Genomic DNA, 22357 nt, shown 5'->3' with positions numbered 1-22357 from the left:
CCTCCCCCCCCTCAGCCCCAGCTCACAGCGGTGACTCCCAGCGCGGCTGGTCGGTCAGCGCGGCGGCGAGGTCGGCGAAGGCCTGCGCCGTCTCCAGGTTGGCGACCTGGCTGAGCAGTACGTCGTCGTCGGTGATCAGCTGCTCGCGCCACTGCAGCACCGGGTCCAGCGGCACGGTGCCCAGGGTCCTGGAGGGCCCCAGGCGGTACTGGGCGGCCAGTTTGGTCAGCTCGTCGTGGCAGATGCTCAGCCACTGCGCCTGGGCCGGGCGCAGGTCGGTGAACATCGGCGATCTGGCATCCGGCACGGCCGCTCTGACGAACCGGATGGACTCCCGCATCTGCTGTTCGTCGTGTCCGCGGGACGTCCCGGTTGCCATGATTCCCCGCTCGCCGTAGACCAACCCGGCTGCGGCGATGATGTGTTGGCGAGTCCAGCGGTGGAACACCAGCCACCGCGCGGTGAGTTGGGCCAACTCCGGCAGCGAGGTGGCCTCCAGCGCCAGCTGGGCGGCGTAGGACCGGCCGGCGCTGAGGTCGACCAGGATGATCTCGAACTCCTCCTCCAGCCGCAGGAAGAGGTCCACGCAGCGGCGCACCATGTCCGGGCCGAGCACGAACTCGCCGCCGCCCCGGTCGCCGGGCAGCAGCACCAGCTGGCCGGAGCCGGGCGGGCGCGGGCGCAGCGCCGGGCTCTCCGACTCGGCCCAGACGTCCACCCGGCGCGGCTCGGCCACCTCGCCGCGCAGGTAGGAGTGCAGGCCGAGTTCGTCGACGCCGCGCAGCGCCGTCGGCACGTCGAAGACGGCGGCGCTGGTGGGCGAGCCGAAGTCGAAGTCCAGGTAGCAGACGTCGTCGCCGTCCAGGGCGCGGCGGTAGGCGACGTTGGCACTGGTCACGGAGCGACCGGTGCCGCCCTTGTCCGAGGTCGCGAAGATCAGCACGGCTCAGTACCCCCGGGATGCCGTGCGGCGCGCCGCGGCCAACTCGTCCAGCGAGGCGAGGACCTGCAGGGCCAGCGTGCAGGCGGTGCCCGGCCGGTCACGGAGCAGCCGGCGGGCCCGCTGCAGCCTGGCCTCGGACTGGCGCAGCGTGTTGAGGACCGAGACGAACCCGCCGCCGGAGGCCTCCATCACCTCCTTGTCCAACAGGTGGTCGGCCTCGCTGAGCAGGTCGGTGGCCAGCTCGGTCAGTCGGGAGCTGCGGATCGGGGTCTGCTCGATCAGGTTGGCGGCCGCGATCAGCGCCTCCACCATCCGCTCGGTCATCGACCAGGAGAGCACCTGCCCGTGCTCCTCGACGTCCGGCGAGACCGGGCTCAGGTCGTCCCAGAGCTTGGCGTTCTCCCCGGAGCCGATCCGGCGCTCCCAGAGGTGGTCCATCACCGACTCGGCCAGCCGCAGCAGCCGGTCGTGCGAGGTGATGTTCTGTGACAGGCCGCCGAGTTGGATGGTGCGCTTGAGCAGCTGGGCCGAGAAGTCGGTGACCGACCAGCGCAGCAGCGGACCGAGCCGCTCGCTGCCCTGCAGGGTCAGCCCGACCCCCGGACTGTGCAGGGCCAGCGCGGCGTCCCCCGGCACCATCCGACGGGTGGTCTTGGACCGCACCGCCAGCTCCTCCAGCACCGCGACGGTACGGGCCAGGTCGGTGTCCGGCGCCCGCCGGCGGACCAGGTCCTGCACCAGGATGGAACTGACCAGCAGACTGAAGTAGAGCGACTCCTGACGGTCCGTGGTGCGCCAGGGAATGTTCTCCAGCGGCCAGGCCTGGTCGTCGAACCGGGCCAGCGCCGACCAGTACCGCTGGGTCAGCTCCCAGCGCAGCCGCAGCGCCTGGGCCAGCCGCTGCTGTTCCTCGTTGAGCAGGCCGAGGGTCAGGGTGCGGTCGGAGAACAGGTCGGCGATGCCGTCCAGCGCCACCACGGTGAAGTAGAGGTACGGCGCGTCCTGTGCGAGCCCCGGCTCCTGCGGGCCGACCTCCTCGCTGGTCTGGATCGGCGGCGCGCCGTCGACGATCCCCCAGGACCAGCCGCACTCGAAGAGCAGGTTCTCGTTCTCCAGCGCGTCGGTGGAGGTCAGGCCGATGGTGAAGTAGTCGCGGATGGTGGCGCGCAGCGGCCGCAGCCGGCGCTGCAACTGCTCGACCACCACGCGGTTGGACTCGCCCGAGCGGTTCAGCAGCGAGCAGAGCGACCGGCCTTCCGGCGAGTCCACCTCGAAGGCGCTCACCGAGAAACTGCGCAGCAGGGCGACCATCGCGGCGGAGAGCCGCACATTGGTGGCGGCCGCCAGCTCGTCCGCGCGGCGGCGCAGGTCCGGGCGGCTCAGGCCGCGGCTGAACACCTTGAGGAAGCCGAGGGTGGCCAGGCAGAGGGTGATCGACAGCGAGTAGGAGTCGACCACGCCGAGCATCCGCTGCTCCTCGGTCACCTCCACCCCGGGCTCGTAGGAGTCGTAGTAGTCGCCCCCCGCGAAGACCGGCGCGCCGCCGACGGTGTTCCGGTCGAAGTACTCGGTGATGCCGTTCAGCAGGGCGCGCGGGATCTCCACGCTGTCGCCGAGTTTGCGCAGCGCGGCCAGCACGTCGTCCGCGGTCTCGTCCGGCACGTCCAGGCGCAGCGCCGGCACCTCGGTGGCCGGATACAGCAGGCAGAGCAGCCGTTCGGTCTCACTGACGCTGTTGGGCTCGGTGCCCTCCACCGCGTGCTCCAGGCCGTGGTGCTGCAGCTGGTCGGCGACCGCCTCCCAGATCTCCAGCAGCTGCTGGCGTGGCTTGATCCGCACGTCCCACCTCGGTTCTGCCTGTTTGGGTCAGTCGCGCATCCGTCCGAGCGCGAGCAGCATTCCGGTGTAGCCGGGCCGCAGCGGCTGCCCCGGGACATCGATCCGACTGACCGTCAGATCACTGTCAGCGTAACCCTGCAGACTGTCAATGACGTCGGACTGCCCGACCTTGCAGGCCGGGAACGTGTGCGTGCCGACCTCGTAGCCGACCGAGTTCTCCATGAACGCGACCGCGAACGGAGCCCCAGGTCGCAGCGCCCGGGCGAAGTGGTCGATCGCGCCGCGGTACTCCGTGTAGGAGGTGGAGAGCGACTCGGCGACGAAGAACATGGTGCCGATGTCGGCGCCGCCCTCGGGAAGTTCGGTGAACAGATCACCGGGGCGCACATCGGCGGCGCTTTTCAGCCGCGCGCGCGGGTCCGCCACTCCCTGGTACGCCTGGTGCTCGGTCAGCACCTGCCAGAACTCGTCCCAGTTGGTGCCGTACTGCTGGATCTCGCTGCGCAGCCAGTCGACGTTCTTGGGGGCCCGCTCGAACAGCGTGATCGCCGAGCACCAGGGCAGCATCGCCAGTGCCGGGTACAGGTTGGTGCCGGCACCCAGGTCCAGCCCGTGCAGCCCGGTCGCCCCGCTCGCCGCCAGCAGCGCACCGAAGTGGTCTCGGACGGCAGCCAGGATCTGCCGGTCGTCCTCGCGAAGGGTGCGGTAGTTGTGGCTGAAGTAGTCCTTCGCGTCGAACTTGTCCCAGGGTGCCTGGCTGTTCGTCTGGGCCTCTTCGTCGAGGCCAGAGATGAGATCCACGGCTGGTTAACGCCCCCCGAGTGCACGCGGCTATCGCCCAAACGGGTGTCAGCTTAGCGTAGGGGTAAGGCAGTTGATGTGCCACGAGCTGGAGGAGAACCAGTGCGTCGATCAACTCAGCGACAGTCAGCGATCGTTCGACTGGCGAGCGAACAGGACCTCGATCGGCTCAGCCTCATCGACCAGGCCATCTTCACCGACGAGCCCTATCCGTTCTTCGTGCTGCGCCAGCTGTTCGAAGTCCACGGCTCCCGGTTCCTGGTGCTCGACCACAGCGGCGAACTCGCCGGCTACTCGCTGCTCGCCACCGCACCCGACCACCAGCAGTGCTGGGTGCTGGGCCTGGGCGTGGTGGCGCACGCCCGCGGCCTCGGGCACGGGCGGCGGCTGATGGAGGAGAGCATCGACCTGCTCACCGCCGACCGGGTGGCCGAGCTGCGACTGAGCGTCGAGCCCGGCAACGAGATCGCGATCAAGCTCTACCGGTCGCTCGGTTTCTCCGTGCTGGGGCACCGGCCGTCGTACTTCGGGCCCGGGGACGACCGGCTGATCATGCAGCTGACGCTGGGCGGCTGATCGGGCGGCTCGGGCCGCGCAGGCCGCTCGGGCCGCGCAGGCCGCTCGGGCCGCTCAGGCCTTGAAACCGCGGTGCAGGGCGACGATGCCACCGGTCAGGTTGCGCCAGGCCACCTTGGTCCAGCCCGCCTGCTGCAGCTTCGCGGCCAGCGCGGCCTGGTCCGGCCAGGCCCGGATGGACTCGGCGAGGTACACGTACGCGTCCGCGTTGCTGCTCACCCGGGTGGCGACCGGCGGCAGCGCGCGCATCAGGTACTCGGTGTAGACGGTGCGCAGCGGGGTCCAGGTCGGGGTGGAGAACTCGCAGATCACCACCTTGCCGCCGGGCTTGGTGACCCGGTGCATCTCGCGCAGCGCGGCGTCGGTGTCGTGCACGTTGCGCAGCGCGAACGAGATGGTCACCGCGTCGAAGGACCCGTCGGCGAACGGCAGCCTGGTGGCGTCACCGGCGGTCAGCGGGAGTTCGGGGTGCCGGCGCTTGCCCTCGCTGAGCATCCCGACCGAGAAGTCGCACGGGACGACCTTGGCGCCCGCCGCCAGGAACGGCAGCGAGGAGGTGCCGGTACCGGCCCCGAGGTCGAGCACCAAGTCCCCGGGGGCAGCCGCCACCGCCTCGGCCACCGCCCGCCGCCAGGCGCGGGCCTGGCCGAGCGAGAGCACGTCGTTGGTGAGGTCGTACTTGGCCGCGACGTCGTCGAACATGGCGGCGACTTCGTGGGGCTGCTTGTCCAGGTTGGCTCGGGTCACGCACCCCATTCTTCACCCTGCCGCCGTCAGCCTCGGCGCAGGGCCCTACGGGATGCCTCCCGCAGGGCCCGCAGGATGCTTATCGCAGGGCTCGCCGCCCGCTCTTGTGGCGGCGGCGGGAGCGCTTGCCGTGGGTGATCGCGGGCATCCCGTCGGCCAGCGCCTCGGTGGCCAGCGCCATGGTGGCGACCACCCGGGTGCGCCCGGTGAACGCCGCCGCGCTGCGGAAGTGGCGGCGGATCCGCAGCACGCACAGGCCGCAGACCAGCAGCGCCACCGGCACGCTGATCTGGGCCAGCCGGATCCCGGCCGCCTGCGGGTACTTCTGGTCGCAGAGCCGCACCGCGCCGGCGTCGGTCGCGGCGTGCTCCAGGCAGATCGGGTCGCCGACCTTGGCGTCGGCCGGGAGTTGGAGGTCGGCCGCGGTGCGGTGCTGACCGTCCGCCTGGTAGCTGACGGTGCTGTAGCTGGCGCTGCCGCCGGGAAGCTGGGTGATGGTGCCCTCGACCCGGACCGGGTCGGCGCCGATCTTGTCGGCCAACTCGGTCTGCCGCCAGCCCAGCAGGCACATACCGAGCGCCACCACGGCGCTGAGCACCGCCGCGAGGTACCAGCCGCGGCCGATCCGGGGAGCGACGGACGGGGTCGGGGATCGCATGGGCTGGGGTGACCTGGCTTCCGGGGACGGGTACGCGGGACCGACCGGGATCGTAACCGCTGGCGGCCCCTCAGGTCACGGCGAGGGGGGATCAGGCCATCGGCGGTGAAACGGAGTTCGAGTGCTGACGATCCTTCCGCGCACTGCCCGACGGACAGTCAGCGGCGCCGAAAGACGAGCCTACCGGCCAGTACGGTTGCCAGACAGTGATCTTCCACGGCATCGAAGACGGCGAAATCCGCTCGTTCCCCGATCGCTGGTACACACTCGAACGCGGCGGACCCGTGCGCGGTGGAGTCGACCACCCGCAGCCCCGAGCGCCGCACCGCCGCCCGCACGGCCGGCTGCTCGAACGGGCCGACCAGCGCCGTCGTCCCGCCGGCCAACAGCCGCTGCAACCCGCGCCGGGCGCTGCCGCCCAGCCCGCCGTAGTGGCCCTCGTCGAGCCCGTCCGGCAGCGCCACCGGCTCGGTGCCCAGCTCCTCGCGCGGGTCCGGGTGGTAGCGGTGCTCCAACAGCCACACGGCGTCCGGCTCCACCCGCCCGGCGGTGATCCTCGCCCCGGGCCACTCGCGCACCCGGGCGTCCGGGTGCGCGGCGGCCAACTCCTGGTACGGGCCGAGCCCGGCGATCCGGTCGTCCCGCACCAGGACCGCCGCGTCCCCGGCCCGATGCAGCGTGAGCATCAGTTGGCGGAGAGGATCTTCAGCTCCGGGTGCGCGGTGCCGCCCTCGAGCGCGGTGGAGGCGATGTGCGAGGCGACCCGCGGGTCCACCGGGTCGTTCGCCGGGTCGTCCAGCACCCGCAGGTGCTGGTAGGTGGTGGAGCGCTGCGCGGGGGTGCGCCCGGCGGCACGGATCAGGTGGATCAGCTCGGTCAGGTTGGAGCGGTGCTTGGCACCGGCCATCGAGACGACGTTCTCCTCCAGCATCACCGAGCCCAGGTCGTCCGCCCCGTAGTGCAGCGAGAGCTGGCCCGCCTCCTTGCCGGTGGTCAGCCAGGAGCCCTGGATGTGCGCCACGTTGTCGAGGAAGAGCCGGGCGATCGCGATCATCCGCAGGTACTCGAAGACGGTGGCCTGGGTGGAGCCCTTGAGGTGGTTGTTCTGCGGCTGGTAGGTGTACGGGATGAACGCCCGGAAGCCGCCGGTGCGGTCCTGCACCTCGCGGATCATCCGCAGGTGCTCGATCCGCTCGGCGTTGGTCTCGCCGGTGCCCATCAGCATGGTGGAGGTGGACTCGACACCGAGGCGGTGCGCGGTCTCCATGATCTCCAGCCAGCGCTCGCCGGACTCCTTGAGCGGGGCGATCGCCTTGCGCGGGCGCTCCGGCAGCAGTTCGGCGCCGGCGCCGGCGAAGGAGTCCAGGCCGGCCGCGTGGATCCGGCTGATCGCCTCCTCCACCGAGACGCCCGAGATCCGCGCCATGTGCTCGACCTCGGAGGCGCCGAGGGAGTGGATCACCAGCTGCGGGAAGGCCTGCTTGATCGCCGAGAAGTGCTTCTCGTAGTACTCCACCCCGTAGTCCGGGTGGTGGCCGCCCTGGAACATGATCTGGGTGCCGCCCAGCTCGACGGTCTCCGCGCAGCGGCGCAGGATCTCGTCCAGGTCCCGGGACCAGCCCTTCTCGCTCTTCGGCGGCACGTAGAACGCGCAGAACTTGCAGGCCGTCACACAGACGTTGGTGTAGTTGATGTTGCGTTCGATGATGTACGTGGCGATGTGCTCGGTGCCCGCGTACCGGCGGCGGCGCACCGCGTCGGCCGCCGAGCCGAGCGCGTGCAGCGGCGCCGAGCGGTACAGCTCGAGCGCCTCCTCGGCACTGATCCGCCCTCCTGCCGCCGCCCGGTCGAGGACGGCCTGCAGGTCGGTGCTGGGCGCGGCGTGGGGCGCGGCGAGCTCGGTCACCTGGCGGCCTACTTTCTTCCAGAGGGTACGACCGAACCAGCCTACGCCAGGGCGCTCAGCGGACTTTGTGCAGCGTGGCCGTCGGGTTGCCGGCCGCGCTGTCGACCGAGGTGTAGGTGAGGGTGCCGTCGGCGTTGAGCTCCAACTGCTCGGTGCTGGAGCCGCCGGAGCAGAAGCCCTTGCCGCTCTCGCGGACCAGGCGGGAGCTGAAGACCAGCTTGCGCGGGCCGGCCGAGGTGAGCTTCCAGGCGCCCTCACAGGTGATGCTCAGCAGGCCGCCGGAGGCCGTGTTGAGACTGGTGGCGTTCTCGGCGCCGAGGGCGGCCGGGCGGATGGTGACGGTGGTGGTCTCGCCGACCAGTTGGCCGAGGGTGGCGGTGCTGTCGAGGCCGGACCAGGTGCCGAGGAAGGCGGCCGGGATCGCGTCGGGGGTGCTCGGGCCCGGGGACGGCGGGGCCGCGGGAGTTTCGATGTCGGTCGCGGACGGCGAGTCCGACGAGGTGTCAGTCGGGCTGTCCGACGACTGCTCGGTCGGCTTGTCGGTCGCGCCCCCGGCCGCGCCCCTGGTGGGTGTCTCGGTCGGCGTCCCGGTCGGGCTGTCGCTGTCCGAGGACGGCGTCTTCGGCGTCGCGGGTGCCCACGGCTGCCAGGCCAGCAGCCCGCCGCCCAGCGCCAGCACCGCCGCCACCGCGACGGCTGCCGGCGCCCAGCCTCTCGCCCCGCGTCCCGACTCACCGCCCGCCCCATGTCCTGCCTCACCGCCCGCGCCACCGCCCGCCCCGCTGCTCGCCGCGCGGCGGGGCTCGGTCGTGGCGGGCGTGCCACCGGTGGTCGTCTCCGGTTCCTGCGGCTCGTGCTCCAGCTCCAGCAGCTCCACCGCCTGCCGGGCCACCGCCTCGGCCACCGCCGGGGGCAGCCAGCCGCCCCGCCCGAGCTTGACCGTCGCCGCCTCCCCCGCCGGGCCCAGCGCGGCCAGCCGCTGCCCGAACTCCTGCGGGGTCGGCCGGTCCTCGGGCCGCTTGGTGAGCGCGGCCGCCAGCAGTTCGCGCAGCGGACCGTCCGGCACCCCGGCCAGGTCCGGTTCCTCGTGGATCACCCGGTAGAGCAGTACGGCCGCGCTGACCCCCTCGCCGAACGGCGCCGTCCCGGCGGCCGCGTAGGCGAGCACGGCGGCGAGCGAGAAGACGTCGCTCGGCGGGCCGGCCGGCTGTCCGTTCGCCTGCTCCGGTGACATGTAGCCGGGCGAGCCGACCACGAAGCCGGACTGGGTGAGCGAAGCCGTGTCCAGGGCGCGCGCGATGCCGAAGTCGATCAACCGCGGCCCGTCCAGCGCGAGCAGCACGTTCGACGGCTTGACGTCGCGGTGCACCAGACCGAGCCCGTGCACCGCCGCCAGCGCACCGGCCAGCCCGATCCCGAGTACCCGCACCGCCTCCTCGGGCAGCGGGCCGTACTGCTGCACGGCCGTTCCCAGCGCCGGGCCCGCGACATAGCCGGTGGCCACCCACGGCTGCGCGCTCTCGGTGTCGGCGTCCAGCACCGGCGCCGTCCACCGGCCGCCGACCTGCCGGGCCGAGGCCACCTCCTGGCGGAACCGGGCGCGGAACTCCGCGTCGTCCGCGAGCTCCGCGCGCACCACCTTGACGGCCACCGTGCGCCCGCCCGTCGAGCGGCCCAGGAACACCCGTCCCATGCCGCCCGCCCCGAGCCGCCGCAGCAGCCGGTACGCGCCGACCTGCCGCGGGTCCTGCGCCTCCAGTGGCTCCATCGCGCTCCTCCGCTCCGCCCTGCTGCCGGCCGTCGCCGGCCGTCGCCGGCCGTCGCCGGCCGGGACGACCGTACCGGGTGCGCCGCCGCGCCCTCCCTACCGGGACAGGTCCCCGGCCAGGCCGTCCCCGTCGAAGTGGAGTCGGTCTCCGTCGAGGGCGAGCACCAGAGTGCCGGTGCTCGACTCGCAGGCGCCCTCGGCACTGATCACCTTGAGGTCGAGCCGGCTGGTGGTCGCCGCCACCAGCTCGCCGGCCTGACTGCAGTGGGTGAGGCTGCCCAGGTAGGCCCGGGTGACGGTGGCGACCTGCTGGCCGGTCTGCCCCTGGTACACCACGACCGAGAACGCACGGGCGTCGGTGCCGCTGCCGAGGGTGCCCTGCCACTGGCCGCGGAACGCCTCCGGGACCGTGGCGACGAGGGTGGACTGCGAGGCGCTCGGAGTGCCGTTCGCGTTCTGCCGCTGGTTGGCCCAGAGCACGGCGCCCGCGGTGACGCCGGCCAGGACGAGGACGGCCAGGGCCACCAGCGGCCCGCGCCGGCGCCGGGGTTGCGAGGGCTGAGGCTGCGAGTGCCGGGGCTGCGAGTGCTGGGGCTGCGAGTGCCGGGGCTGCGAGTGCTGGACGGTGAAGGCCGGGGGCGCCGAGGGTGGGGCGGGGGTCAGCCGCACGGTGCCCGGATCAGGCGGCTGCACGGTCGGCTTGACGGCCTGTTCGGGCTCGGCCATCGGCTGCACCGGCTCGGCCGGCCGCTCGGCGCGCTCCACCACGGTCGCCAGCGCCGTCGGCTCCGCCGGCGCCGGGCCACCGTCCAGCGCCAGCAGCTCCACCGCCCGCCGCCCCACCGCCGCCGAGACGGCCGGCGGCAGCCAGCCGCTGGCCCGCCCCAGCACCGCCGTGGCCGCGCCGCCGGCGTCCAGCCAGTCCCGCAGCTGGGCCGGCGTCAGTCGCTGCTCCGGGTCCTTCACCAGGCAGCGCTGCACCACCACCCGCAACTGCGGGTCGAGCGCCCCGAGTTCCGGCTCCTCGTACAGCAGCCGGTACAGCATGCCCGCCGCGCTGATGCCCTCGCCGAACGGCGCGATGCCGGTGCCCGCGTACGCCAGCACCGCGCCCACCGAGAAGACGTCGCCGGCCGGCCCGGTCGGCTCGCCGCGGGCCTGCTCGGGGGACATGAACCCGGGCGAGCCGATCGCGTACCCGGACTGGGTCAACTTGGTGCTGCCGGCGTCGAGGGCGCGCGCGATGCCGAAGTCGATCAGCAGCGGACCGTCCAGCGTCAGCATCACGTTGGACGGCTTGACGTCGCGGTGCACCAGACCGAGCCCGTGCACCGCGACCAGGGCCTGCGCCAGGCCGGTGCCGAGCGCGGCCACCGAGTCCGGCGGCAGTGGGCCGTGCTCCCGCACGGCCGCGCCGAGGGTCGGGCCGGCGACGTAGCCGGTGGCGACCCACGGGTGGCGGCTCTCGGTGTCGGCGTCCAGCACCGGCGCCGTCCACCGGCCGCCGACCCGCCGGGCCGCCTCGACCTCGCGGCGGAACCGGGCCCGGAACTCCCCGTCCTCGGCCAGCTCGCCGCGGACCAGCTTGACGGCCACGGTGCGCCCGCCGGCCGTCCGGCCCAGGTACACCCGGCCCATCCCGCCGGCGCCCAGGCGCCGCAGCAGCCGGTAGCCGCCCACCTGTCGTGGATCGTCCGACTCCAGTGGCTCCATCGTCCCGCCCCTCCGTACCGTCCCCGAACTGCGGGCTGACGGTACCCCGTTCGGGGCGAGCCTGAGCGAGCGGTCAGACGATCGGACTGACCTCGAGCAGACGAACCGTCACATCCGGGGCAAAACCACTGTCGTGGCCGACCCGGCGGGCGAACTCGGCGATGCCGGCGAGCTGGCGCTCGCCGAGCGAGAAGTCCAGGGCCTGGCTGAAGTACCGTTCCAGCACCGCCGCGTCGAAGTCCTCCCAGCGGGCGGTCTGCGCCGCGACCTGGTCGGCCTCGCGCAGCGACAGGTCGCGGGACTCCAGGAAGGCCCGGTGCACGGCCGCCACCAGCTCGGGCCGCCGCTCGACGAAATCGCGCCGGGCCGCCCAGACGGCGAAGACGAACGGCAGGCCGGTCCACTCCTTCCACATCAACCCGAGGTCGTGCACGGTGTACTCGCTGTGCCGGTCCGCCTCCAGGGTGGCCCGCAGCGCCGGGTCGCCGATCAGTACGGCGGCGTCGGCCCGGGCCAGCATGGCCTCCAGGTCCGGCGGGCAGCTGAGGTACTCGGGGCGGACCCCCTCGCGCTCCTCCAGCAGCAGCTGGGCGAGCCGCACCGAGGTACGGCTGGTGGAGCCGAGCGCGACCTTTCGACCGTCCAGCTCGCCGAGTGGCACTTTGCTGACGATCACACAGGACATCACCGGGCCGTCACTGCCAACCGCAATATCCGGTAGTACGACAAGTTCGTCCGCGTGCCGCAGATACTCCACGCACGTGATCGGGCCCAGGTCGAGCGTGCCCTCGACCAGCAGGTCGCTGAGCTTCTCCGGGGTGTCCTTGGTGAGGTCGAGGTCGAGCAGACTGCCGGTGCGGGCCAGCCCCCAGTAGAGGGGGACACAGTTCAGGAACTGGATGTGGCCGACCCTGGGGCGGGGGGCGCGCGGCCCGGCGGTTCCCGTGCTTCCCGTGTCGCCGGCGTGTTCCAGCAGATCAGCCACCGCGTGCTCCCTTGCCCGTTCGTCCTGTCTTCGCAGGGTATGCCCGGGCCGGTCACCGCTTGGCAGGACCCCCGCGCGACACACCCCCGACACGCCCCTCGGGGACCTCGAGACACCCCTGGTCGAGCCCGCGCCTGCGTGCTACGGTTTCACTCAGTTGCAGTTTGATTCCCCTTGCAGTACTTGAAGCCTGCGGAGCATGTAACCGCGGGCTTTTTGTAGTTTTTCAGCATTATGCGAAAAACTCCGGGCCCACATCCGGAGGCGGGGCGATCAGCGCAGCGGACCCGGATGCCACACGGTGTGGTATCCACCACGTCCCTCGCAAGGAGAACGGCATGGCCACGGGAACCGTCAAGTGGTTCAACGCTGAGAAGGGCTTCGGCTTCATCGCCCAGGAGGGCGGCGGCCCCGACGTCTTCGTCCACTACTCCGCCATCAACGCGAACGGCTTCCGCTCGCTGGAGGAGAACCAGGCGGTCAGCTTCGACGTTACCCAGGGCCCGAAGGGCCCGCAGGCGGAGAACGTCACCGCCATCTGATCATTCTCTGATCACCTGATCGCTCAGGACCTTGCCCCGCGCCGGGTCCATGGACGGCCCTCCCGTGGGCCGCACGAGCACGACTAGCAGTACCAAGGGGGCCCGCTGAGCGGGCCCCCTGCCGTTTCGCTCCCCCGTGCGGGTGATGTCGGGGGGTGACGTCGTGGGGGGTGACGTCCGCTCAGAACTCCCCGGTCTGCAGCTCCAGGCCGAACGGCTCGGGCAAGATGATCGGGGTACCGAACGGATGCGGACCCTCGGCCCGGGTGTAGCCGAGCCGCCCCGGCTCCGAGAGCAGGGTGCAGGCCCGCTCCTGACGGTCCACCAGGAGGTAGAGCGGCGCGCCGTACTCGGCGTAGCGACGGCGCTTGACCACGCGGTCGGTGTCGCCGTTGGAGTCCGAGGTCACCTCGACCACGAGCAGGGTCTGGTCAGGCAGCAGCGAGCCGGCCTCCTTCGCCAGTGCACGGGGGACGACGGCGATGTCGGGGATGTACCAGTTGCTGCTCCCGGGGAGGTCCAGATCCCCCGAGCCCATCCGGCAGTCGAGCTCCCGGACCCGCTGGGCGAGCTGCTCGCGGATGACGTCGGCCGCTGACTCGTGGGCCCAACTCGGCGACACAGGTTCGATGACCCCCTCGATGATCTGCGTTCGATCACCCTTGATGTGCCGGATGGCGAACTTCAGCGACGCCTCCGGGTCCCCGACCTCGTAGCTCCGTGCACTGTCCGTTGCGCCCACGGCTTCCTCCTCAGATCCTCAGCCAAGGTAGCCCCGGCATGGTGGCCTCGGTTCCCGCCTCACCCCAACGAGCGAACCTCAGGGCCTCGCCGACCTAGTTGCACCTACCAAGTTATACGTATAACTTGGTTAATCTGCCCCGCCCCCAACCCCGGGAGACCCCCGTGGGCTACCTCGCCCTGCTCCGTGCCCCGCACGTCACCCGTCTGCTGCTCGGCACCCTGCTCGGCCGGCTCCCCGCGGGCATGACCGCCCTGGTGATCGCGCTCGCGCTGCGCGAGGCCGGGACGGCGTACAGCAGGATCGGCCTGGCCACCGCCGCCTATGCGATCGCCGCCGCCGTGGGCGGGCCGGTGCTCGGGCGGATCGTCGACCGCACCGGGCAGCCGAAGGTGCTGCTCTGCTCCGCGCTGGTCGCCGGACTGGGCTACGCGCTGCTCGCGCTGGCGCCCGGCAACACGCTCGCGGCGATCGGCGGCGCGGCGATCGCCGGGCTGGCCATGCCGCCGCTCGAGCCCTGCCTGCGGGCGCTCTGGCCGGACGTGGTGAAGGCCGAACAGCTCGACACCGCCTACGCCTTCGACTCCGCCTCGCAGCAGATCCTGTACGTCGCCGGCCCGCTGGCGGTGGCCGGGATCGCGGGCGCCGTCAGCCCGACCGCTGCCCTCTGGACCGCCGCCGGCCTCGGCTTCCTCGGCGCCCTGGTGGTCGCCACCGCCGCGCCCGCCCGCCGCTGGCAGGCTCCGGCGCGCGAGCACGGCGCCGGACTGCTCGGCCCGCTGCGGTCCCCGGGTCTGGTGCTGCTGTTGATCGGCCTGGCCGGCGCGGGCTGGACGGTCGGCGCGCAGAACGTCCTCTTCATCGCCTACGCCGAGCAGCACCCGCACCAACTCCCGGGCGGCGCCGGACTGCTGCTCGCCACCGCCGCGCTGGCCGGCCTGCTCGGCGCGCTCGGCTACGGTGCGATCCGCTGGCGCAGCAGCACCGCCACCCGCACCTGGGCGCTCGGCCTGCTGATGGCCGCCTGCTACCTGCCGCTGGTCGCCCTGCCGGGCCCGGTCCTGATGGTCGGGTTCGCCTTCCTCTCCGGCCTCGCGCTCGCCCCGCTGCTCGCGGCGGCCTTCGTACTGGTCGCCGAGCTGGCCCCGAGCGGGACGGTGACCGAGGCCTTCGCCTGGCTGGTCACCCTGTTCGCCACCGGCAACGCGCTCGGCTACGCCGTCTCCGGCTCGCTGGTGGCGAGTTCGCTGACCGCGGTGGCCAGTTGCTCGGTCGGCGGGGTGGCGCTCGGCGGCCTGCTGCTGTTCGCCGCCCGCCGGCGCCTGGTCCCGCCGGTCGCCGCACGGATCGCGGCGCCGCTGGTCGCTGTTTGACTGCCTGTCAGTCACCCCGCCGAGGCCGGCGGTAGGCGCCCGCGCAGCACACCGGGCCACCGGGTGTCCGGCTGCCGCCGCTCACGCCGCCCAGCCCGCCCGGTCCGCCGCTGCCGGTCCGCGGCAACGGACTTCCACTGGCCGTGGGGGTCACACCGGTGCAGCTAGGACATTGAGTACGGAAGAAGGCCGGCACCCCCTCAGGGGCGCCGGCCTTCTTCCGTACTCGTTCCGCTCAGGCGGCGAGCGCCTGCTCCTCGGCCGGGGTCTCGGCGGGCTCGGGCTTGGTGTCGCGCATGACCAGGGCGGCCAGTACGGCGGCGGCGAGGACGCCGACGGCGCTGATGGTGAAGGTGGTGGACATCGCGGCGGTGAAGGCCTGGCGGGCGGTGTGGATCAGGCCGGTGTCGCCGTGGGCGGCGGCCAGGGCGCCGGCGATCGAGTGCTTGGCCTGGTCGGAGGTGCCGGCGGGCATCTGGTGGGCGAAGCCGCTGGACAGCAGCGAGCCGAGGATGGCGATGCCGAGCGCGGTGCCGGCCTGTCCGATGGTGTCGTTGAGGGCGGAGCCGACGCCCGCCTGCTCCGCCGGGATGGTGCCCATCAGCGCGCCGACCGCGGCCGGCATCGCCAGGCCGGCGCCCAGTCCGAGCAGGCCCAGCGCGACCGCCGGGACGGTGAAGCCGCTGTCGGCGGTGACGGTGGTCAGCAGCGCGAAGGAGGAGGCCATCACCAGCATTCCGACCAGCACCAGCAGGCGGTTGCCGATCTTGGCGGCGAGGCCGGCGCCGGCGCTGTTGCCGATCAGCGCGGCGACCGCCAGTGGCACGAAGGCCAGGCCCGCCTTGACCGGCGAGTAGCCGAGGACGAACTGCAGGTACTGGGTGAGGACCAGCAGCAGGCCGCCGTTGCCGATCTGAACGAGGGTCAGCGAGAGCGAGCCGCCGCTGAAATTGCGGTTCTTGAACAGGACCAGCGGCGCCATCGGAGCGGGGGTGACGTTCTCCCAGACCACGAACCCGCCCAGGGCCAGCACCGCGACGGCCAGGGTGATCGCCGACCGGCCGGCGAAGGCGCCGTGCTGCGGGATGTCGATGATCCACCAGATCAGCGCGGTCATACCGGCCGCGGACAGCACCGCGCCCAGCGGGTCGGGCTTGCGCCACGGTCCCTTGGACTCCGGCATCAGGGTCAGGCCCGCCAGCACGGCCAGCACAACGACCGGGACGTTGATGAAGAAGATCGACTGCCAGGAGAAGTGCGCGATCAGCACGCCGCCGAGCACCGGGCTGCCGACCAGGCCGAGCATCGAGACCGAGCCCCAGGCGGCCATCGCCTTGCCGCGCTCGTCCTCCTGGAAGACGGTGATCAGGATCGACAGGGTGGACGGCATGATCAGCGCGCCGCCGACGCCCATGACCACGCGGACGGCGATCAGTTCGCCGGGGTTGGTGCAGAAGGTCGCGGCCAGTGAGGCGGCTCCGAAGAGCAGCAGGCCGATGATCATGATCTTCCGGCGCCCGAAGCGGTCACCGAGACTGCCCGAGGTGAGCAGCAGGCCGGCGAAGACCAGGACGTAGGAGTCGAGGATCCACTGGGTGTCCTGGGCCGTGGCCCCGATGTCGCGGGTCATGGCCGGGACCGCGACGGTCAGCGCCATGCTGTCGACCACCAGGACCAGCGAGCTGAGGCAGAGCACGATCAGGATCCACCAGCGACGTGGGTTGCGGGTTTCCATGGGACTTCCTTCCGGCTTGCGCACACTGTTCCTTCGTTGCGAACACTGTACGCACAGCGGAACAGTGTGCGCAACCCCTCTTCGATGTACGCTGAATGCGAACGCTGTACGCACGAAGGAGCGCCATGGCCGCCAAGACGAAGCAGAGCCCGTCCGTGTGGACCCGACAGCAGCGCGAGCCCGACCAGCCCGCGCTCAGCCAGGCCGCGATCGTCCGCGAGGCGATCGCCATGCTGGACACCGACGGCATCGAGGCGCTCAGCATGCGCAAGCTCGGTGCCCGCCTGAACGCCGGCGCGACCTCCCTCTACCGGCACGTCGCCACCAAGGACGAGCTGATGGAGCTCGTGGTGGACGAGGTGGTGGCCGAGATCGTCGTCCCCGCCCCCGGCACCCCCGACTGGCGCGCCGCCGTCACCGAGGCCGCCCAGTCCTTCCGGGCGACGGCCCTGCGTCACCCCTGGCTGTCCTCGGTCCTCGGCCAGGCCGGCCTGGCCTACCTGGGCCCCAACCTGATGGCCTTCTCCGAGCGCCTGGCCGCCCTCTTCACGGCCGCCGGCTTCCCCGAACCGAGCCGCGCGATCGACACCGTGCTGTCCTTCGTGATCGGCATGAGCACCACCGAGGCGGCCTGGCTCACCACCATCGCCCGCTCCGGCGAGACCGAAGCCGCGTTCATCGCCCGCCTGATGCCCGCCGCCCAGCAGGCCGCCGCCGACCACGACCACCTGGCCGAGGCCTATGCCGCCCCCCTGCCGGTCGACCCGGTCGAGATCCGCGACAGCAAGTTCGGCTACGGGCTGGAGGTCGTCCTCGACGGCCTGGCGCTGCGGCTCCCCGAGGCGGCCGGCTGACAGCTCAGGAAGTCGACCGCTGCGTCGAGGACCTGACGATCAGTGAGGTTTCCAGCGGCGCCACCGACGCCGCCGGCCGCCCCGCCAGCAGCTCGGCCAGGGCGGCGATGCCGACCCGCCCCAGCTGTTCGCCCGGGAGGTCGACGGTGGTCAGCGGCGGGGTGAGCAGCGCCGCCACCGCGATGTTGTCGATGCCGACCACGGACACGTCCTCCGGGATCCGCAGCCCCAGGTCCGCCGCTGCCTGGTACAGCCCCGAGGCGACCACGTCGTCGTCGCAGACCACCGCGTGCGGGCGGTCGGGGCGGCCCAGCAGTTCGGCGGCGGCCGCGCGGGCGGCGGTCTCGCCGCGGTTCAGGGAGACGCCGTACTCCAGGACCTCGAAGCCGGCCGCCGCGCGTTCGAAGGCGGCTTGGCGGACCCGGAAGGTGTGGGCGCTGTGGGTGGAGCGCAGCCGCCCGAGCCGGCGGTGGCCGAGGGCGCCGAGGTGGGCGACGGCGGCGGCCATGCCGCCCGCGAGGTCCAGTTCGACGGTGGGGGCGCCACCCGCCGCGGCCGGGTCGGCGTCCAGGAAGACGGCGGGCGTACCGGAGGGCAGCGCGCCGAGTTGGCTGTCGTCCGGGGAGCAGATCAGCAGTCCGTCGAAGCGGCTGCTGGTCGCCGCCTCGGCAAGGGTCGCGGCGCTCCAGCCGGAGCTGACCACCACGTCGAGGCCGTGCCGGGCCGCCTCCTCGTGCACTCCCTCCAGCACCCGGCCGAAGAACGGGCCCTGCAGGTTGGGCACTGCCAGCATGGCCATCCCGCTGCGCCCCAGGCGCAGTTGGCGCCCGGCCGCCTGCGGTCGGTAGCCCAGGCCCCGGGCGGCCTCCAGCACGCGTTCCCGGGTGCCGGCCGAGACCCGGTGGCCGGCCTCGCCGCCGGAGAAGACCAGCGAGACGGTTGCCTGCGAGACGCCGGCCAGTTGGGCCACGTCCCGCCCGGTGGGGCGGCGGGCCGGGGTACCAGTCACGTCGCCGGCGTCGTCACTGCTGAACGGCGGCGCGCGCGGCCTCGTCCGCCGCGTCCTCCTCGGCGTTCTGGTCCGCGATCCGCTGCTTGGTGCGGGCCTTGAGCGTGGAGACCTTGCCGACGATCTGCTCGGACATCTCGTCGCGCTGCTTGCTCAGCACCACGTAGCTGATCGGCGCCGAGACCAGGCCGGCCAGCAGCACCAGGAAGACGAAGCCGGTGGCGCCGACCACGGGGATGATCCCGAAGTGCCCGAGCAGCGTGAAGACCAGCAGGCAGGCGAGGAAGATGCTGGCCCGCAGCGAGGTGTAACGGAGCGTGGCGTGCGACTTGCTGCTCACGGGTGGCTTCCTTCTTCACGGGTACGACAGCTCTCCCAGTGAAGCATGCCGGTCGTGGAGATCATGACGGGCCTCGGGCCCGTGCCACCCGTCAGTGCAGCGCCATCCAGAAGGTGATGTCGTCCCGGTCGTCCCCGGGGGCGACCCGGATCGCGCCCGGCACCCGGCCGACCTCGGTGTAGCCGCAGCCGGTGTAGAAGCGTTCCAGGCCCTGGCCGCCGCGGCTGGTGAGCCGCAGGCCGGCCAGGCCCCAGCCGCGCGCGACCCGCTCGGCCTCGGCCATCAGCTGCTGCCCGTACCCCTGGCCCTGGTGCTTCGGGGAGACCATGACCCGCTTGAGCAGCCGCCAGTGGTCCATCAGCTCGAAGCGCATGCTCTCGAAGAAGAGCACCGCCACCAGCGGGCCCCGCTCCCCTTCGCGGGCGATCAGCAGCCGGTCGGCGTCGGGGTCGGCCACCGCACCCAGGCCGCGGAACTGCTTCTCCGCGGTCGGCCACACCCGCTCCTCGGTGACCGGCGGGACGAAGCCCACCGCGCCGCCGGCGTTGGTCACGTCCGTCCAGAGCGTGACGATCTCGGCGCGCAGCTCGTCGGTCAGCTCGGGGTCGAGGGCGAAGTGCAAAGGCATGCCGTCGAGCTTACTGAGCCGCGGCGACGGTCAGCGCGGGCGAGGTGGGCCGGCTGCGCAGGGCCAGGCAGAGCAGCACGGCCAGCAGGCAGAGCCCGCCCGCGCCGTACCAGGCCAGGTCGTAGTCGCCGAACTTGTCCCGCATCACCCCGGCCGCGGTGGAGACGATCGAGGCGCCGATCTGGTGGCAGGCCAGCACCCAGCCGAAGACGATCGGCGCATCCGCCCCGAAGTAGCGGCGGCAGAGCGCCACGGTGGGCGGCACGGTGGCGACCCAGTCCAGGCCGTAGAAGATCACGAAGGCCAGGAACGGCGGCTTGACGCTGCCGGCGAACAGCTGCGGCAGGAAGCAGAGCGAGGCGCCGCGCAGCGCGTAGTAGACGACCAGCAGGCGCCGCGAGTCGACCCGGTCGGTGAACCAGCCGCTGGCCACGGTGCCGATCACGTCGAAGACGCCGATCATCGCCAGCAGGCCGGCCGCCGTGGTCTCCGGCATCCCGTGGTCGTGCGCGGCGGGGATGAAGTGGGTGCCGACCAGGCCGACGGTGGTCGCGCCGCAGATCGCGAAGGAGCCGGCCAGCAGCCAGAACTGCCGGGTGCGGGAGGCCTCGCGCAGCACCCGCAGGGTGCGGGAGACGGCCCGGCCGCTGGTCGCGGGCGGCAGTTCGTCACCCGGCGCGGCGCCGTACGGCAGCAGCCCGACGTCGGCCGGCCGCTCGCGCATCAGCAGCAGCACCGGGACCGAGACGGCGGTGGCGCACAGCGAGACCACGACCACCGCGGCCTTCCAGCCCTCGGCCTGGACCAGCCAGGAGAGCACCGGCAGGAAGATCAGGTTGCCCGCCGCACCGGCCGCCGTGAGCACCCCGGTGACCAGGCCCTGGCGGGCCTTGAACCAGCGTCCGGTGACGGTGGTGGCGAAGGCGCCGGCCATGCTGCCGCTGCCCAGGCCGACCAGCACGCCCCAGCAGAGGATCAGCTGCCAGGGGTGGGTCATCAGCACGGTCAGGCCGGAGCCCACCGAGATGGTGAGCAGCGCGCAGACGGTCACCAGCCGCACCCCGAAGCGGTCCATCAGCGCGGCGGCGAACGGCGCGGTGAGCCCGTAGAGGGTGAGGTTGACCGAGACGGCCATCCCGATCAGGCCGTGCGACCAGCCGAACTGGCTGTTCCAGGCGTCCATCATCAGGCCGGGCGCGGAGCGGAAGCCGGCCGAGCCGACCAGCACCAGCAGCGAGAGGGCCGCGATCACCCAGGCGTAGTGGAGCCTGGGGGCGGGGCGTCGGTCGTGGAGCGGGGCGGGAGTCTCGGTCAGCTCGGTCACGCAGACGAGTCTCCCGAGACCCGAACGCGCGGACGAGTGGCCTGACTGCCATCTTCCGCAAGGATCGGGCCAGGCATCGGACCAGGCATCGAGCCAGGCATTTCCAACCCTTTCCGGGTAGCAGTTCCTCGGGTGGCGGTTCTTCGGGTGACAATGCGTGGATGACGGCTCCCCAGGCTCCGCACCGCGTCGCCGTACTGGCCCTGGACGGCGTGATCGCGTTCGAACTCGGCATCCCCTCGCGGATCTTCGAATCGGCCAGGGCGGCGGACGGGGCTGCGCTCTACCAGGTCGCGACCTGCACGGTGGACGGCGGGCCGGTGGCCACCAGCACCGACTTCCGGATCGCGGTGGACCACGGCCCCGAACTCCTCGAGCGGGCGGACACCGTGGTGCTGCCGGCCGCCCGTGGTCTGCAGGAGCGCTATCCGAGCGGGGAGCTGCCGCCGGAGCTGACCGCCGCGCTGGCCCGGATCAGGCCCGGCGCCCGGGTGGTGTCGATCTGCACCGGGGCCTTCGTGCTGGCCGCCGCCGGGCTGCTGGACGGGCGCCCGGCCACCACCCACTGGCGGCACACCGAGGAGTTCGCCCGCCGGTTCCCGCAGGTCCGGCTGGACCCGGACGTGCTGTACGTGGACGACGGCGATGTGCTCACCTCCGGGGGCGTGGCCGCCGGGGTGGACCTGTGCCTGCACCTGGTCCGCCGCGACCACGGCGGCACGATCGCCAACCAGGTGGCCCGCAACAGCCTGGTGCCGCCCTGGCGGGAGGGCGGGCAGCGGCAGTACGTCGACCTGCTCGTGGCGGCGGCGGCCGATCCGGGCGGCAGTACCGGGGCGGTGCGCGAATGGGCGCTGGGACACCTGGCCGAGCCGCTGACGCTGCACCAACTGGCCGACCGGGCCGGGATGAGCGTGCGCACCTTCACCCGGCGGTTCCGCGAGGAGACCGGCTCCAGCCCGGGGCAGTGGCTCACCGTGCAGCGCACCGAGCGGGCCCGGGAGCTGCTGGAGCGCACCGAGTTGAGCATCGACCAGGTGGCCAGGGAGTCCGGCTTCGGCACCGCCGCCTCGCTGCGGCTGCAGCTGCGCGGGCGGCTCGACCTGCCACCGAGCGCCTACCGGCGGACTTTTCGGTCGGCTGGGTGACGGCGAACCGGTGGCCTACCCGAGGGCGGCCGCGCGAGCACCCCTGCTCGGCGGCCACCCGGTACGGGCCCTGACCCGCACAACGGGCGCTCCGTACTCGCCAAGGGCCGGCCGATCCCCCCGGGCCGTGCGTACCTTGGCGTCCCCTCGCGACGGAGAGCTGACCCAAGAGTGATCAGTTGGATACGTCACGTCAATGGGTTTGTCCGAAATTCGGAATGGTTGCGGTGGCTTTCGGTCGGGTAGTGATCGGAATTCGGCCGCCAGTACACGGTCAACTCTCAGTGCACGGTCAGGAACTCGGCTACCGAGGCACCGCCAGCGACGCCGATCCGGTCGATCTCGCACCAGACCAACTTGCCCGAGCCGTGCGGGTACCAGCCCCAGCGCTCGCAGAGCAGGTCGACCAGTTCGAGGCCCCGGCCGTTGGTGGCGTCCCCGGACGCGTGCCGGGGCAGCGGGGCCGCTCCGCTGGCATCCGTCACCTCGACCCGGACCGCGCGGTCGCCTTCCGGCCAGAGCAGCCGCAGCACCGCCGGACGACCGGTGTGCACCACCGCGTTGGTCACCAGCTCCGAGACCACCAGCACCAGCGTCTCGGCGTACCCGGCCCGGGGGTCGGCCCCGACGGCGAGCAGTCTGGCGCGGACCCACTGCCGAGCCCGACCGACCTCTGCGGGGTCGGCGGCCACCGCGAGCTGTACCTGAAGCACCTGCACCGCTCCA

At 72.5% G+C, this 22357-nt stretch carries 22 protein-coding genes; 5 read left to right on the top strand and 17 right to left on the bottom strand.

Annotated features, from left to right (window positions below; genetic code table 11):
- Nucleotides 1-22 precede the first annotated feature (22 nt).
- From BR98_RS20060 to BR98_RS20050, 3 genes are read right to left on the bottom strand one after another with little or no spacing between them, the layout of a single operon-like run.
- A complete protein-coding gene (locus tag BR98_RS20060; RefSeq protein WP_035846547.1) occupies nt 23-943 on the bottom strand; it encodes an SCO2523 family variant P-loop protein in 921 nt (306 codons plus the stop codon).
- Nucleotides 944-946: 3 nt separating this feature from the next.
- A complete protein-coding gene (locus BR98_RS20055) occupies nt 947-2782 on the bottom strand; it encodes an SCO2524 family protein (protein WP_035846545.1) in 1836 nt (611 codons plus the stop codon).
- Between the two features lie 27 nt (nt 2783-2809).
- The gene (locus BR98_RS20050) at nt 2810-3583 is read right to left on the bottom strand and encodes an SCO2525 family SAM-dependent methyltransferase (RefSeq protein ID WP_232247468.1); all 774 of its coding nucleotides are present in this window, start codon (nt 3581-3583) and stop codon (nt 2810-2812) included.
- 102 nt (nt 3584-3685) lie between these two features.
- Here BR98_RS20050 and BR98_RS20045 point away from each other — a divergent pair, with 102 nt between their 5' ends.
- On the top strand, nt 3686-4159 hold the full coding sequence (locus tag BR98_RS20045; protein ID WP_198042247.1) for a GNAT family N-acetyltransferase: 474 nt from the start codon (nt 3686-3688) through the stop codon (nt 4157-4159).
- A 54-nt stretch (nt 4160-4213) separates the two neighbouring features.
- On the opposite strand, the gene BR98_RS20040 is transcribed toward BR98_RS20045, so the two are convergent.
- The 7 genes from BR98_RS20040 to BR98_RS20010 all read right to left on the bottom strand — a co-directional run bounded on the left by BR98_RS20040 (nt 4214) and on the right by BR98_RS20010 (nt 11927).
- Complete coding sequence (locus BR98_RS20040) at nt 4214-4906, bottom strand: demethylmenaquinone methyltransferase (protein ID WP_035846543.1); 693 nt, start codon at nt 4904-4906, stop codon at nt 4214-4216.
- Between the two features lie 79 nt (nt 4907-4985).
- Nucleotides 4986-5564 carry a hypothetical protein gene (locus tag BR98_RS20035; RefSeq protein WP_035846541.1) on the bottom strand — a complete coding sequence of 193 codons (579 nt, stop codon included), beginning with the start codon at nt 5562-5564 and terminating at the stop codon, nt 4986-4988.
- Between the two features lie 158 nt (nt 5565-5722).
- On the bottom strand, nt 5723-6250 hold the full coding sequence (locus tag BR98_RS20030) for an imidazolonepropionase-like domain-containing protein (protein ID WP_035846540.1): 528 nt from the start codon (nt 6248-6250) through the stop codon (nt 5723-5725).
- On the bottom strand, nt 6250-7470 hold the full coding sequence (mqnC, locus tag BR98_RS20025) for a cyclic dehypoxanthinyl futalosine synthase (RefSeq protein WP_051969963.1): 1221 nt from the start codon (nt 7468-7470) through the stop codon (nt 6250-6252). The genes BR98_RS20030 and mqnC overlap by 1 nt, the downstream gene beginning before the upstream one ends.
- Before the next feature lie 55 nt (nt 7471-7525).
- Nucleotides 7526-9238: a serine/threonine-protein kinase gene (locus tag BR98_RS20020; protein ID WP_035846539.1), complete on the bottom strand. Its 1713-nt coding sequence runs from the start codon at nt 9236-9238 to the stop codon at nt 7526-7528.
- 96 nt (nt 9239-9334) lie between these two features.
- Nucleotides 9335-10951 carry a serine/threonine-protein kinase gene (locus BR98_RS20015; RefSeq protein ID WP_051969962.1) on the bottom strand — a complete coding sequence of 539 codons (1617 nt, stop codon included), beginning with the start codon at nt 10949-10951 and terminating at the stop codon, nt 9335-9337.
- 73 nt (nt 10952-11024) lie between these two features.
- Nucleotides 11025-11927, bottom strand: coding sequence for a menaquinone biosynthetic enzyme MqnA/MqnD family protein (locus BR98_RS20010; protein ID WP_232247903.1), 903 nt, complete (start codon nt 11925-11927; stop codon nt 11025-11027).
- Nucleotides 11928-12274: 347 nt separating this feature from the next.
- Here BR98_RS20010 and BR98_RS20005 point away from each other — a divergent pair, with 347 nt between their 5' ends.
- Nucleotides 12275-12478, top strand: a complete 204-nt coding sequence (locus tag BR98_RS20005) for a cold-shock protein (RefSeq protein WP_030235313.1) — start codon at nt 12275-12277, stop codon at nt 12476-12478.
- 181 nt (nt 12479-12659) lie between these two features.
- Here the strand turns inward: BR98_RS20005 and BR98_RS20000 are convergent, their stop codons facing one another.
- Entirely contained in the window at nt 12660-13220 is a 561-nt protein-coding gene (locus tag BR98_RS20000; RefSeq protein ID WP_035846537.1) for a Uma2 family endonuclease, read from the bottom strand.
- Nucleotides 13221-13384: 164 nt separating this feature from the next.
- On the opposite strand from BR98_RS20000, the gene BR98_RS19995 reads away from it, so the two are divergent.
- Nucleotides 13385-14593, top strand: coding sequence for an MFS transporter (locus BR98_RS19995; protein WP_035846535.1), 1209 nt, complete (start codon nt 13385-13387; stop codon nt 14591-14593).
- A 235-nt stretch (nt 14594-14828) separates the two neighbouring features.
- On the opposite strand, the gene BR98_RS19990 is transcribed toward BR98_RS19995, so the two are convergent.
- A complete protein-coding gene (locus BR98_RS19990) occupies nt 14829-16328 on the bottom strand; it encodes an MFS transporter (RefSeq protein ID WP_035846533.1) in 1500 nt (499 codons plus the stop codon).
- 125 nt (nt 16329-16453) lie between these two features.
- On the opposite strand from BR98_RS19990, the gene BR98_RS19985 reads away from it, so the two are divergent.
- The gene (locus BR98_RS19985; RefSeq protein ID WP_035846531.1) at nt 16454-17182 is read left to right on the top strand and encodes a TetR/AcrR family transcriptional regulator C-terminal domain-containing protein; all 729 of its coding nucleotides are present in this window, start codon (nt 16454-16456) and stop codon (nt 17180-17182) included.
- Nucleotides 17183-17186: 4 nt separating this feature from the next.
- On the opposite strand, the gene BR98_RS19980 is transcribed toward BR98_RS19985, so the two are convergent.
- The 4 genes from BR98_RS19980 to BR98_RS19965 form a co-directional block, all read right to left on the bottom strand.
- The gene (locus BR98_RS19980) at nt 17187-18191 is read right to left on the bottom strand and encodes a LacI family DNA-binding transcriptional regulator (RefSeq protein WP_035846529.1); all 1005 of its coding nucleotides are present in this window, start codon (nt 18189-18191) and stop codon (nt 17187-17189) included.
- 13 nt (nt 18192-18204) lie between these two features.
- Nucleotides 18205-18531 (bottom strand): DUF4229 domain-containing protein, encoded by a 327-nt coding sequence (locus tag BR98_RS19975; protein WP_035846526.1) that lies wholly within the window; start codon nt 18529-18531, stop codon nt 18205-18207.
- Between the two features lie 91 nt (nt 18532-18622).
- On the bottom strand, nt 18623-19159 hold the full coding sequence (locus BR98_RS19970; protein WP_035846524.1) for a GNAT family N-acetyltransferase: 537 nt from the start codon (nt 19157-19159) through the stop codon (nt 18623-18625).
- A gap of 10 nt (nt 19160-19169) precedes the next feature.
- Complete coding sequence (locus BR98_RS19965; RefSeq protein ID WP_035846522.1) at nt 19170-20483, bottom strand: MFS transporter; 1314 nt, start codon at nt 20481-20483, stop codon at nt 19170-19172.
- A gap of 161 nt (nt 20484-20644) precedes the next feature.
- Here BR98_RS19965 and BR98_RS19960 point away from each other — a divergent pair, with 161 nt between their 5' ends.
- Nucleotides 20645-21631 (top strand): GlxA family transcriptional regulator, encoded by a 987-nt coding sequence (locus BR98_RS19960; RefSeq protein ID WP_035846520.1) that lies wholly within the window; start codon nt 20645-20647, stop codon nt 21629-21631.
- 281 nt (nt 21632-21912) lie between these two features.
- On the opposite strand, the gene BR98_RS19955 is transcribed toward BR98_RS19960, so the two are convergent.
- Nucleotides 21913-22350 carry an ATP-binding protein gene (locus BR98_RS19955; protein ID WP_051969960.1) on the bottom strand — a complete coding sequence of 146 codons (438 nt, stop codon included), beginning with the start codon at nt 22348-22350 and terminating at the stop codon, nt 21913-21915.
- Between the last annotated feature and the right edge of the window lie 7 nt (nt 22351-22357).

Origin of the sequence: Kitasatospora azatica KCTC 9699, assembly GCF_000744785.1 — a bacterium.
GTDB lineage: Bacteria > Actinomycetota > Actinomycetes > Streptomycetales > Streptomycetaceae > Kitasatospora > Kitasatospora azatica.
The sequence above is the reverse complement of the archived record's forward strand: the minus strand, read 5'-3'. Positions and strand labels throughout refer to the sequence as shown.